The sequence below is a fragment of the Flavobacterium sp. KH_001 genome (assembly GCF_057840745.1).
Genome location: NZ_CM174520.1, coordinates 4,133,650 through 4,145,970, shown reverse-complemented (window position 1 = coordinate 4,145,970; position 12,321 = coordinate 4,133,650). Strand labels below are relative to the sequence as shown.

12 protein-coding genes are annotated in these 12,321 nt (G+C 34.1%); 8 read left to right on the top strand and 4 right to left on the bottom strand.

The genetic code is table 11. The annotated features are described in order from the left end of the window. Nucleotides 1-288: 288 nt before the first annotated feature. From AC3ITQ_RS17830 to AC3ITQ_RS17805, 6 genes are all read left to right on the top strand, one after another. On the top strand, nt 289-1,599 hold the full coding sequence (locus tag AC3ITQ_RS17830; RefSeq protein WP_489235482.1) for a hypothetical protein: 1,311 nt from the start codon (nt 289-291) through the stop codon (nt 1,597-1,599). A gap of 70 nt (nt 1,600-1,669) precedes the next feature. Next, nucleotides 1,670-2,377, top strand: a complete 708-nt coding sequence (locus AC3ITQ_RS17825) for a hypothetical protein (RefSeq protein ID WP_489235481.1) — start codon at nt 1,670-1,672, stop codon at nt 2,375-2,377. 192 nt (nt 2,378-2,569) lie between these two features. After that, nucleotides 2,570-3,343: a hypothetical protein gene (locus AC3ITQ_RS17820; protein WP_489235480.1), complete on the top strand. Its 774-nt coding sequence runs from the start codon at nt 2,570-2,572 to the stop codon at nt 3,341-3,343. Nucleotides 3,344-3,389: 46 nt separating this feature from the next. Then, nucleotides 3,390-4,745 carry a S41 family peptidase gene (locus tag AC3ITQ_RS17815; protein WP_489235479.1) on the top strand — a complete coding sequence of 452 codons (1,356 nt, stop codon included), beginning with the start codon at nt 3,390-3,392 and terminating at the stop codon, nt 4,743-4,745. 39 nt (nt 4,746-4,784) lie between these two features. Continuing rightward, nucleotides 4,785-5,054 (top strand): hypothetical protein, encoded by a 270-nt coding sequence (locus tag AC3ITQ_RS17810; RefSeq protein ID WP_489235478.1) that lies wholly within the window; start codon nt 4,785-4,787, stop codon nt 5,052-5,054. Nucleotides 5,055-5,284: 230 nt separating this feature from the next. Continuing rightward, nucleotides 5,285-5,836: a hypothetical protein gene (locus tag AC3ITQ_RS17805; protein WP_489235477.1), complete on the top strand. Its 552-nt coding sequence runs from the start codon at nt 5,285-5,287 to the stop codon at nt 5,834-5,836. Between the two features lie 18 nt (nt 5,837-5,854). Here AC3ITQ_RS17805 and AC3ITQ_RS17800 read toward each other — a convergent pair whose 3' ends face one another. Continuing rightward, nucleotides 5,855-6,220, bottom strand: a complete 366-nt coding sequence (locus AC3ITQ_RS17800; protein ID WP_489235476.1) for a winged helix-turn-helix transcriptional regulator — start codon at nt 6,218-6,220, stop codon at nt 5,855-5,857. 565 nt (nt 6,221-6,785) lie between these two features. Between AC3ITQ_RS17800 and AC3ITQ_RS17795 the strand changes: the two genes are divergently transcribed. Continuing rightward, entirely contained in the window at nt 6,786-7,529 is a 744-nt protein-coding gene (locus AC3ITQ_RS17795; protein WP_489235475.1) for an SDR family oxidoreductase, read from the top strand. A gap of 275 nt (nt 7,530-7,804) precedes the next feature. On the opposite strand, the gene AC3ITQ_RS17790 is transcribed toward AC3ITQ_RS17795, so the two are convergent. Genes AC3ITQ_RS17790 through AC3ITQ_RS17780 form a run of 3 tightly spaced genes read right to left on the bottom strand, consistent with a single transcriptional unit; the run spans nt 7,805 to nt 10,136 of the window. Continuing rightward, complete coding sequence (locus AC3ITQ_RS17790; RefSeq protein ID WP_489235473.1) at nt 7,805-9,094, bottom strand: epoxide hydrolase family protein; 1,290 nt, start codon at nt 9,092-9,094, stop codon at nt 7,805-7,807. Nucleotides 9,095-9,127: 33 nt separating this feature from the next. Beyond that, nucleotides 9,128-9,334: a DUF2798 domain-containing protein gene (locus AC3ITQ_RS17785; RefSeq protein ID WP_489235472.1), complete on the bottom strand. Its 207-nt coding sequence runs from the start codon at nt 9,332-9,334 to the stop codon at nt 9,128-9,130. A 55-nt stretch (nt 9,335-9,389) separates the two neighbouring features. Further along, nucleotides 9,390-10,136, bottom strand: coding sequence for a hypothetical protein (locus AC3ITQ_RS17780; RefSeq protein WP_489235471.1), 747 nt, complete (start codon nt 10,134-10,136; stop codon nt 9,390-9,392). Between the two features lie 637 nt (nt 10,137-10,773). Between AC3ITQ_RS17780 and AC3ITQ_RS17775 the strand changes: the two genes are divergently transcribed. After that, nucleotides 10,774-12,075: an epoxide hydrolase family protein gene (locus AC3ITQ_RS17775; protein ID WP_489235470.1), complete on the top strand. Its 1,302-nt coding sequence runs from the start codon at nt 10,774-10,776 to the stop codon at nt 12,073-12,075. The last annotated feature ends 246 nt before the right edge of the window (nt 12,076-12,321 follow it).

Below are 12,321 nucleotides of genomic sequence, written 5' to 3'. Positions count from 1 at the left end.
TCTTCAATAAAAAGCCAATTTGTAAGTAATGGCATCGGGTTTATCATATCCATAAACATCTAGCTTTTTATGTATTTTAAAATTTAAATGAGAATTTGACCCTGATCCTTTCATTAAATTAATCCTGTAATGAAAGATGGAGTAGGCGTAAACCTCCGGTGGTAAAGCGGAATAGTTTATAGAAAAGAAGTATTTACCAAAAACGAGAAAGACCTAAGGAAAGGAATTTTGCTGCCCTCTCCAAAGGCCTAGTTTAATAGCAGCAAATATAGAAATAATTAAATTATTATGAAAAACTTTTTTTTATTTGCAATTGTAGCTCTGCTTGTGAGTTCTTGCCAAAATGATGATTCTTCTGCTGATTCTTCTTTTTCTATGAAAGCTGCTGGTGCTGATTATTCAGGATATCCTGCAACAGTACAAACGGTAAGTGGTGACATTACTGTAAACACAACCTGGACAAGCAACAAAGTTTATGAAATAAGCGGTGTTGTTAGAGTAAAATCAGGAGCTACATTAACAATTCAGGCTGGAACTTTTATTAAAGCAAAACCTCTTGCTGCAGGTGTTGCTACAGGGGCTCTTGTAATTACTAAAACAGGTAAAATTAATGCACAAGGAACAGCAAATGCTCCAATTATTTTTACAAGTTATAACTTATTAGATGGTAATGCTACAACAAAAGCAACTCCTGGAGATTTTGCAGGTTTAGTGATTTTGGGTGACGATCAGGTAAATAACGGATTGACTACCAATGTTATTGAAGGATTAGGAGATCAGCCTACTGTTTCTGATTTTTATTATGGTGGTTCTAATGCTGCTCACAACGCAGGAACTATCTCTTATGTACGTATCGAATTTGCTGGTAGAATTTTAGATGATGGTATCGAGATCAATGGTCTTACTTTTGGAGGTGTAGGTGCTCCTACAACCGTAAACCACGTTCAGGTATCTTACGGTAGAGATGATTCATTTGAGTTTTTTGGAGGAAGAGTAAATGCTTCGTATTTAGTTTCTTTTGCACCAGATGATGACAACTTCGATTTTGATCTTGGTTATACAGGAACAATTACAAAAGCTATTGCACTTGCTGATAGTAATTCTACACACAGTACAAGTGGAACTGCGCCTAATTTAAGCCCGGATTCAAACGGTATTGAATTAGATAACAACGCTGGAGGTACTACAACAACACTTATTACACGTCCTGTTATTTCTCAAATGTCTATCATAGGGGTTAGCTCAACTACAGTTGCTGATTTATACGAAAATGCTATCCACGTACGTAGATTAGGACAAATTAACCTTACTGATGTTACTGTTACAGGATACAACAAAGGGATTAACTGGGAGTCTCCATCATTGCCGGCTAACTCTACATGGTCTTTATTATCAATCCACGGATTTGATAATCCAGTATTGCCTGTAGGAACAAGTTTAGGTTTTGGTAATACAACTTCAACAGTTAATCCTGCTACAAATTGGGCGCTTACGCAACCATTCTTTAATAATGGAACATTAAATTTTACAGGAGCTACAGGAGCATTCAAAACAGAAGCTAACTGGACTAACACCTGGACGAAGTTTACAAACTTCTAATACTTTTAGGTTAATAAATATTTAATTCAGCATGGGTAGAAATTCTGCCCATGCTTTTTACAAAGAAATTATGAAAAACTTTTTTTTATTAGCAATTATAGCCCTAATTGTGACTTCTTGCCAAAATGATGATCCCGTTGATTCTTCAGTTCCTCCACAAACTGTAGATCCTGAACCTGAGTCTCCTGAAGAACCTGTACGTGGTAGTTTTACTATATGGGAAGATGATTTTGAAGATGGAGATGTTTCTGATTGGGTTTTGCTCGATAAAGATGGAAATAATAGCAGCTGGATTGCCAGAAAAAATATTCAGGTAGACCAAAATACCGGCGCTGTAGTCGGAGGTACGATAAATATTTTAGGAACATATAATATAGATCTTAGTACTGGTGCACCGCTTGAACAAGTAGAGAAAAATTGGGCCATAGCAGCTCCAATTAACCTTTCGTATTATTCAGGAAAAATAGAATTAGTTATTAATGCGCAAACGTCTATTTTTGGTGGCTCTCGTGATTTGTTGGTATATGGTTCAACATCACCGGATCCGGCAACTTTCAAACCTTTAGCTACAATACAATTAAAACGGGAAACAACGTTCGATGCAGAGTTCAAAGATTACACGGTAGATATTTCAGAGTATGTTGGTAAAACCGAAGTTTATATTTCATTAATAAATGAAAACACCACATTTATTGGATATGAAATTGATAAAATATGGATTACTGCCGAAGCACTTTTAGAAAATGGTATTTCGAAAAAAGCAGCTAATTTAAACTAAGACAAATTCTATAATTAAATTAAAATGATGTTTTAGACCGATCAGATTTCTGTTAAGGAACTGCGGAATGACATTTTTATATAATACTACCGAATACTATTATTTCTAAAAAAATAAAATTTACCAAAAATTAAAAATAAATCAGTAATTGTTTGATTATTAGGGTAAACAGTTGCCAATTATATATATAAAATGAAAAATAAGATTGTGAAAATACTTTTTTTTTTAATGGCGCTTCTTCTTTTAGGGGCTTGCGCAAATGATGAATTAATTCCTTTATACCCACAGCAAAAAGCGGTCAAGCTGGTGATTAGAGGTTATAATGCAAGGCGGGATTCTATTCAGATTGCTGTTAATGGTAAGGTAATACAAATTGAGAAGCAGGATGCATTCGTCAAAAATATTGTCAGAGATTATGACCTTGTAATTTATGAAAATGAGCTCAAAAATGTTGTAATTACAAATAAAAGAACCAAAGAAATTTTGCATTCCTATCAAATAGGAAGTGAAAAAGACATTGATACGATTTCGTTTTATACTAAAAAAGATTTGTGGCTTGATAATGTATTGTCCACAAAACCCGGAGTACTAACAAAGACAGGAAATGCCGGATTCAAATTTATTTTTCCCACCCTTAATCGTTATTCAGCTAGCGGGTATAATGGAAATTTAGACGGCATTATTCGAAAATTGAACGGCGAAACAATCACTGTTGCAAAAAATATAGGTAAAGAGCAATACAGCAGTTTTGTTGAGTTTCCTGCTTCACTGCCTCCAATTATAAAAATGGAATTGGTAAAGCATGGAACAACAGAATCTTATATAGCCGGAAAACAAGTTGTTGTTGTTATGTTAATGACAAAAGATAAATCAAGATTGATTGTTCTGGATGAAAAAAAGGCTGATAATGGTCAATTTTCAGGAATAGACGCAACCTTGAATCTGGTTGATTTTTTTGATTTCTAATTGAATTTTTTTAAGCGTTTTTGTCCGTTAATTTTAAAGGTTTAAAATGAAATATTCTTCTCTGATCAGAATCCTTTTTTTTCTTTTTTTCAGCCTTTTGATAATTTCCTGTGAAGTCGATGATAAACCGGAAATCTACGAAGAAGGTTCCAATAAATACACAAACGATTGGATGTACAACCAAATGAAAAAATATTATAAATGGAATGAAACAATGCCTGATAAGGGAGATTTAGGATTAAATCCAAAAGAATATTTCCAGCGATTATTACAAAAAGAAGATGTGTATTCATACGCCGTACATCCAGATTTTCCGGAAACGGTACCACAGAGTTTAAGGAGGAATTTTGGATTTGATATTTCATTTACAGAACATCAGAATAAAATTTATGGTGTGATTTTGTATGCCTTATATGATTCTCCGGCTAAAAACAACGGTTTATTAAGAGGACAATTAATAACCAAAATTAACGGCGAAGAACTGAATTTGAATAATTACGATAAGATTTATAAAAACATTGCATCCGCAACACATTTAGATTTGGAAATAGTTTTCTATTCAAAAGAAAAAGGTTTTTCTCAACCCGAAACAGTTTCTTTATTACAAGGATTTTCGTTTTCTCAGCCCATATTTTCTCACGTAATTACAAATAATAATACTAAGATTGGTTATGTCGAAATTCCGCATTTTGATGTTGGTCAGGCACAATTGTTCCAACAGGTTTTTCAGGAATTAAAAAATCAGAATGTCACAGAATTAGTTTTAGATTTGAGATACAATGGAGGAGGAGATGTTTCATCTGCAACAGCATTAAGCATAATTTTGGCACCAAATATAAAATCAAGTGATCTTTTTATACAATTTGAAGGAAACAAAAATGGAGGTCTTGTCAAACAATCTTTTCAGCAAGCCCTGGAAAGTAACGAACCTAATGTGAGTTTTGATATTCTTAAAAATGCTCATCCTGATATTAAAAGACTCTATATTTTATGTGGGAAACGCACAGCCTCAGCTTCAGAAATAATTATTAATAATCTTCGTCCTTTTATGGATGTAATTACAATAGGAGAAAAAACCGTTGGCAAAGATGTAGCCGGTTTTCCTATTGAAGACGACAGGATTGCAAATACTAAAGGTTGGATTTTATATCCTTCCATCTATAAATTATTTAATGCAAAAAACGAGGGAAGTTATTCAAGCGGTATAAATCCGACTTTTAGCGTTGATGAACTTCAGGAGGCTGAAGTTTTTACTTTAGGCAATAGCTCTGAAATTTTGTTAAACAATGCAATCCATTTAATTTCAGGAAATACAGGTAAAATAAAAACTGTAACAACTTCAAAATCATTACCATTATCTAAAATTTATATTGATGCAGATCCTTTATTAGTGATGCATTAAATTCAAACCTTTCACAATTATATAATAGGGTATTTTATTATGCAAGGAATAAATTCTTCAGAGCATCGAATTTTGCTGGCAGCATTCCGTAAATTCGAACAGCTGTCTGCAACTTCCAGGAATAAAATAGAGGAAAAAGAAACTGCTAATACACAACGAGCCATGGAAGAACTCGATGCGCTCTACGATAAATTTCAAATCTTACTTGCTGAGCTGGAAAAATGCACCAAACAATATGAGCTCAAAAAGAAATCAACGCGAAGTATTATTAATAGAAACCTCAGGAAATTAATCCCAATTTTTATTTAGGTCTAAAATATAATGTAGTTCCGGTAAGTTTTGCTATTTAAAATCATCATTGTATTTCATTACTTTTTGGTAGAACATGGATCCCAATGTTAAGTTTTTGATCTGAGGTAAAACTTAACATTGGGGCGTTATTTTTAAGGGTATATTTGTTAATAATTAATTAACATTCAGTTAAAATGTAAATAACATTGAAAACTATTTAAAATTTCACTCTATAAATTTATCTGCACATGAAAGAAAAAGAAAATGAATTAAATGAAAACTCTGAAAATGATAGTTTAAAGGCCAGTGAGCAAACTCTTGAAAATGAAATTGCTACTGACAATGACATAAAAACGGAAACAACAGATTCAAAACCATCGGCAGCAGTAAAGCAAAAAGCTACCGTAACAAAAAAGAAACCTGTTAAAAAGCCTGAAGTTTTAGTACCAGAAACTACAGAACAAAAAGAAGAAGGTGTTTCGGCTGAGGCTTTGGAAAAAACCGAAGAAATTGTTTCAGAAGATAAAAATAATAGTAAATCTAAAAAGAAGAAGACCAAGATGAAAGAAAAAGACGCAAAAGACAAGGACAAAGAAAAAGCAAAAAAGAAAAAACAACTAGCTAAGAAAAAAGAAAAAGCGAAAGAGGATAAAAAGAAAGAGAAAGCTAAAAAAGCAAAGCAAAAAGCAAAAGCTAAAAAGCAAGCCAAAGCGAAAAAAGCAAAAGACAAAGCTAAGGCGAAAAAAATCGCTAAAAAGAAAGCGAAAAAATCGAAATCAAAATCGAAAAAGAAAAAATAAAAATAAAGCCCTGATATTTCAGGGCTTTATTTTTTTATCTGTAGCAGCATTTTCCTTATTCCGAATGTGTTCCCGATGGGAGATTCCCCAATTGATCATTTCAGATATAATAGGACCAAAAGATTGGCAATAGGAAGTAGACTCATAAAGTATGGGCACTTTGGCATCACGGTCTTCTGTTCTTTTAACCAGATTATTGAGTTCCATATCTTTTAATTCTTTCGAAAGCATTCTGGAAGTTATTCCGGGAATACTTTGCTGAATTTCCTTGAATCGCGTGTTTCCATTACAAATGGAGTTAATAATAGGCAATTTCCATTTACCGCCTAAAACATATAAAGTGTCCTGAAGCGCCTGAATCTCTTCTTTCTGATTTCTCGCCATAGCTAATATTTTAACACTAATATATAATTTTTTTTTCACCATATAAGTGATATAAGTTCATTTTAAACTTTGTGTTTGGTTTGAGTAATCTTTGCGGATGATGTCATTTAAGTTGGAATCATTGTAGCGTAATTTTTCACCATATAAGTGATATAAGTTCATTTAAACTTTGTGGTTGGTTTGAGTAACCTTTGCGGATGAGGTCATTTAAGCTGGAATTATTGTAGCGTAATTTTTCACCATATAAGTGATGTAAGTTCATTTAAACTTGTGGTTGGTTTGTGTGTAGTATTTGCTTATAAAAGCTCATATAAACCGTGCTTAGTGTTGGGTATAATTTTTTCATCATGTAAGTGATACAAAGTCATTTAAATTAATGTCTAAATAATTAGTGTTTTTCTTATATGATCTTGGCTATTATAAAAAGCAGCTAAACAATTGCTATTATATGAACTTATATCACTTCTATGGTGAAAAACACACACGCAGTATACTCCATGATACCGCTGAGAAAGCAATGTCTTTTCAGATTTAACTTTGTACCGTTAATTTAAAAACTTAAAAAATGGACAATTTAAAAAATAAAGTTGCGGTAATTACCGGAGGAAATAGCGGAATTGGTTACGCAACAGCCAAACAATTAAAAGAACAAGGCGCAACGGTTATTATAACCGGAAGAAGAAAAGAAGCAATTGAAAAAGCGGCTTCAGAATTAGGAGTTCACGCCATTGTTGCTGATCAGTCTCGTGTTTCAGATATTGAAAATCTAGCTTCAAAAGTAAAAGAAGATTTTGGTCAAGTTGATATTCTTTTCATAAATGCCGGAATTGCCGGTTTAGGAACTATTGAACAGGCTACTGAAACCTTATACGATGATATTATGAATATCAATTTAAAAGGAGCTTACTTCACTTTAAGCAAGTTTATTCCGATTTTGAATGATGGTGCATCTGTAGTATTTCTTTCTTCTAACACAGCCAGTATGAGCGGCGCCGGATCATCTATTTATTCTTCAAGTAAAACTGCTCTGAATGCCGTAATGAAAATAGCAGCGGTAGAATTAGCGCCAAGAAAAATAAGGATAAATTCGGTTAGCCCTGGTCCAACAGAAACTGAAGTAATGAAAAAAGTAGGTTTAGATGAAACAACCGTAAAATCTATTATGGAGGTTGTTGTGGATAAAATTCCCCTAAAACAAATGGGAACTTCAGAAGATGTTGCCAAAATGGTTTCGCATTTAAGCAGTGATGCCTCAAAATTCATCACAGGAGCTGATTTTATTATGGATGGAGGAATGGTTTTGGCTTAAAATCTTTGTTTCAGGTTTCAAAGTTTCAAGTTTCAGGTTGAAATATTTAACCGCAAAGGCCGCAAAGATTTACGCAAAGGTCGCAAAGTTATTATCATATAGCTTTGCGATCTTTGCGTTTTATCAAATACTAAAAAAAACTTTGCGCACTTTGTGGTTAAATCGCAAAGCATTTCACATATAAAAAACACTTTGCTCCATTTCCTAACCTTATTGAGCTAGTGAATGGAGTAAATTGTTTATGTTGAATATAGTATCAAATTGCTTTCTTGAATTTATTTACGAACTGATTTGAAAGCTGCTCTTAATTCTTTGCTAAAGGTTTCAGGCTGTTCCCAGGCTGCAAAGTGACCTCCTTTTTCTAATTTATTGAAATAGATAAGGTTTGGATATGCTTTTTCTGCCCATGTACTTGGTGTTGTATAGATTTCATCAGGAAAAGCACTTACTGCTACTGGAATTTTAACGTTTTTGGGAGCAAAGAAAGCAAGCTTATTTTCCCAATACAATCGAGACGAAGAAACGGCAGTATTAGTTAACCAATACAAAGTAATATTATCTAAAATATCATCTTTTGTAAGTCCTTCATTTTTTCCGGAAAAGGTACGTGAAATCAACTCCAGACTTTTTGCGTCATGGTCTAATATCCATGAAGCTAAACCAATAGGTGAATCTTCAATCGCATATAAGGTTTGAGGACGGTTTCCCATTTCCTGAGCATATGCGAGACCGTTTTTATAGAAGAAAGCAAGTTGTCCGTAAGCTTTCTTTTCATCAATTGAAAGATTAGCAGGTTCAGTAGCGCCACTAAAAGCAGCGGCATCAATTGCAGGCGGTACTGCCCCAGCCATATTTGTATGTATGGCAATAAGTTCAGGAGCAGCTTGTACGCCCATCATGTCAGTGATAAGAGCACCCCAGTCGCCGCCTTGGGCTACAAATTTTTGATATCCCAGACGTTTCATTAAGGTAACCCATGTTTTTCCAACGCGCTCAGGACCCCAGCCTAATTCGGTAGGTTTGCCTGAAAAGCCGTATCCGGGAATTGAAGGTATAATCACATCAAAAGCATCTTCGGCTTTACCGCCATAAGAAGCAGGATCAGTAAGCGGGCCAATAATTTTAAGCTGTTCAATAATAGAACCTGGCCATCCGTGCGTAATGATAATCGGTAGTGCATTTTTATGTTTCGATTTCACCTGAATAAAATGAATATCAACCCCATCAATTGTAGTGATGAAATTTGGATAAGAATTAATTTTCTTTTCAATTTTACGCCAATCGTAATCATCTGCCCAATATTTGGCAAGCGATTGAATTGTTGCTTGTGGTACACCTTGTGTATTATCAGTAACAAGTTCCTTGTCAGGCCATTTTGTATTTTGTATTCTACTTTTTAAATCATCAAGCTGAACCTGAGTGGCATGATATTCAAAAGGACGAATAGATTCGGAAGTATTTGTTGTTTGTTTTTTCTGTGCCAAACCTGCTGTTATCATTAGCAACATCATAGCAGTAGTTAGGATACCGGTAAATTTTTGTTTGTATTGTTTAATTGTTTTCATTGTTATATTTTAAAGGGATAGTAGTTTTATTTATTAAATTGTTCTGTCTATAATTTTTTGCACCAGAGGTCCAATAAGGAGTATAGCTGGTATGACAAGTACATAAGCTATTCCCCATGATTTAAGCCAGACATTGAAAAAGTTATCGGTAAAACCAAGGTTTATGGCTATGAGACTGAAGGAAATGATTCCTGTCGTAATGATGCCCATGCTGAGTGCAAATGCAATTTTATTTTTCATGATTATTTTATGGTATTAAAAGCACCATATTTGTGTATGGTGCTTTTAGATTGAATTATTTTCTGCTGATTTCTCTTAGATCAATTGATACTAATAAAGGTTCCGGAAAAAAGGGAGTGTTGTCTTCCTGTCTTACGTAGACATTTCTTTTAGTCGCTATTTTAATGCCCTGCACATCAATATAATCCGATAAATAATGTGCAGCGGTAGCACCTCCGGCAATATCAACATTGTAATCATGTCTTTTGATAAGACCATCTTTGTCTATATAAAAAGTTTGTACAGGAGAATGCGTAGCTACTTCCTTCGGAAAGGTTACCTGAAGTCTTCTGAATACTTCACCGTTTTCTTCCCATGGTTCCAGTTCTTTTACCTCATAACCTTCACCAGTAAAATTAAAAGGTGCATTAAAGTACGTCCACATTGCATATCCGGTAAAATAAGCAAGTTGAAGAGCGCTCCATGGCGTTTCTGTAGTATATCCGGAAAAGGATTCACGTGGATTTGATAATTCTTCAAGAACTTCTCCTTTACTATTTTTGATAGCAACATGTTCTGCTGTAAATGCAGTATGCCAGTCTTCATTAAGAAATGGAGAGTGAGAAGTAAATTGTTTATTGGTGTGAGAAGTAACATAAATGTCGTCTACTGATCCCGGATGTCCTACCATTGACCATAATACTCCATCACAGATAAGTCGTGCTGTTACAGTTTCAAACTTGTTAAAGTTCTCAGCACCGCCATGAGATTTTATTGTAAATTCTAATAAATCATTCTTCGCTTGTTGTTTAGCTGTTTCCATTGTGTTTGATTTTAAATTATTTTAAATTTTAGGAGACAAAGGTATTTTGACTGTACAGCCTGCACATTCAAAATATAGGTTAAACAGACGAAGTGGATAGTGAACCTGACAATTTCAAACCCGAAATGTTTTGCGTTTGAAAAATTATAGAAATGGAATCAAATTATGGACAGTAATATTTGTCTTTATCCTTATGGGGGTGGGTCTGGATGTGTGGATAAGTGAATTTTAAAGTACAAAGGTATTGTAATATAAGTGTGTTATAGTGTTTGTATTCAATTTGTTATGTTTTTAAATTCGATTAATAAGAAAATACATTTATAATATTTTACAAACAGCATTTATAAGATTATTTAGTTTATTATCATCTTATTAAAAGGTAATTTTGTGCTGTAATACTTATTTAATTCATGGAGTTCCATCCTACAGTAAGCAGCACAAAAGTCCCATGGCTTCCATCTATTTGATTCTAGAGAAATTTCAATTATTGTGACTGTGTAAATTTTTCAAGTTAGAGAATGTCCGCTTGGACATCAACTTCGCCTGTTTGAGATATTTCTTGATTTTAAAGGGCCTGTTATCGTAATAATTTTGTCGAAGAAATTAAAAGCAATAACATAATTTAAAATCAAATACAATGGAAACAATGCAAACAAACAAACGAAGCATCGCAAATATTTTTGCCGTAGGTGCTTTTATTTTGCTTACTACAACTGGTTTTGCACAAAAGAGTCAGGAAAAAAGCAAAACGGAATCAGAAGCGATTCGCCCTTATCATATTAGTATTTCAGAAAAAGCAATCACAGAACTTCGGGATCGTGTAAATGCTACAAGATGGCCACAAAAAGAAACAGTGACAGATCAGTCGCAAGGAGTAAAATTAACTCAAATTCAAGGTATCGTAAAATATTGGGGAACTGATTACGACTGGCATAAAACAGAAACGAAACTAAATGCCTTACCTCAATTTATTACTAAAATCGACGGATTGGATATTCAATTCATCCATGTAAAATCTAAACATAAAAATGCGCTGCCAATTATCATTACACATGGCTGGCCGGGATCATTCTTTGAACTTTTAAAAGTTATTGGCCCGTTAACAGATCCTACAGCTTATGGAGGAAAAGCCGGAGATGCCTTTGATGTTGTAATTCCTTCAATGCCCGGTTATGGTTTTTCTGAAAAACCAACAGGAACAGGTTGGGGACCAGAAAGAATTGGAAGAGCATGGGATGTTTTAATGAAACGTTTAGGGTATACACATTATGTATCGCAAGGTGGTGACTGGGGTTCTGTAATTGCAGACGCAATGGCTGTACAGGCTCCACAGGGACTATTGGGAATTCACCTGAATATGCCTGCAACAGTACCGGCAGATATTGCTAAAGCATTACAAGACGGTAGTCCGGCACCTGCCGGATTATCAGATAAAGAAAAGGCAGCTTTTAATTCGTTGAATAAATTATATACAAGAGGCGCAGGATATGCCGGAATGATGGTAACCCGTCCTCAAACTTTAGGTTACGGACTTACAGATTCACCAGTTGGTTTGGCTTCATTTTTCCTTGATAAATTCAACGATTGGACTTACAGTGGAGGTAATGCTGAAAAATCACTGACCAGAGATGAAATTCTTGACGATATATCACTGTACTGGTTTACTAATACAGTTAATTCTTCAGCCAGTTTATATTGGGAGAACAACAATAACAACTTTAATGTTGTAGAGCAAAAAACAAATGAAATTAAAATTCCGGTGGCAGTAACTGTATTTCCAGGAGAAATTTATCAGGCACCAAAAAGCTGGACGGAGAAAGCTTATAAAAACCTTATTTATTTCAATGAAGTAAACAAAGGTGGTCACTTTGCTTCCTGGGAAGAACCGCAACTTTATACAGAAGAACTTCGTGCCGCTTTTAAATCATTAAGAAAATAACAAATCCTATTGCCTGAAAGGTTTGATAAGCTATCAGGCAATTAATTCACTAATCAACTAACAATAAAATTATGGAACCAAAGAAAAATAAAACATGGGTAGTAAACAGAAAGTATAAAAACTTTATCTATAAGGCTGTCCGTTTCACTCCTTAGTTTGGCCGTTTCGACTATTTTTTGATTTCATAAACAGGATTGTCGATATAATTTTGACCAAGAAATTAACTGATACTGAATTAGTTTAAAA

Bases quoted from the DNA above. Each gene is read 5' to 3' on its own strand.
- AC3ITQ_RS17775 (WP_489235470.1), top strand. From the start codon at position 10,774: ATGGAAACAATGCAAACAAACAAACGAAGCATCGCAAATATTTTTGCC.
- AC3ITQ_RS17820 (WP_489235480.1), top strand. From the start codon at position 2,570: ATGAAAAATAAGATTGTGAAAATACTTTTTTTTTTAATGGCGCTTCTT.
- AC3ITQ_RS17815 (WP_489235479.1), top strand. From the start codon at position 3,390: ATGAAATATTCTTCTCTGATCAGAATCCTTTTTTTTCTTTTTTTCAGC.
- AC3ITQ_RS17800 (WP_489235476.1), bottom strand. From the start codon at position 6,220: ATGGCGAGAAATCAGAAAGAAGAGATTCAGGCGCTTCAGGACACTTTA.
- AC3ITQ_RS17785 (WP_489235472.1), bottom strand. From the start codon at position 9,334: ATGAAAAATAAAATTGCATTTGCACTCAGCATGGGCATCATTACGACA.
- AC3ITQ_RS17780 (WP_489235471.1), bottom strand. From the start codon at position 10,136: ATGGAAACAGCTAAACAACAAGCGAAGAATGATTTATTAGAATTTACA.
- AC3ITQ_RS17830 (WP_489235482.1), top strand. From the start codon at position 289: ATGAAAAACTTTTTTTTATTTGCAATTGTAGCTCTGCTTGTGAGTTCT.
- AC3ITQ_RS17825 (WP_489235481.1), top strand. From the start codon at position 1,670: ATGAAAAACTTTTTTTTATTAGCAATTATAGCCCTAATTGTGACTTCT.
- AC3ITQ_RS17805 (WP_489235477.1), top strand. From the start codon at position 5,285: ATGAAAGAAAAAGAAAATGAATTAAATGAAAACTCTGAAAATGATAGT.
- AC3ITQ_RS17790 (WP_489235473.1), bottom strand. From the start codon at position 9,094: ATGAAAACAATTAAACAATACAAACAAAAATTTACCGGTATCCTAACT.
- AC3ITQ_RS17795 (WP_489235475.1), top strand. From the start codon at position 6,786: ATGGACAATTTAAAAAATAAAGTTGCGGTAATTACCGGAGGAAATAGC.
- AC3ITQ_RS17810 (WP_489235478.1), top strand. From the start codon at position 4,785: ATGCAAGGAATAAATTCTTCAGAGCATCGAATTTTGCTGGCAGCATTC.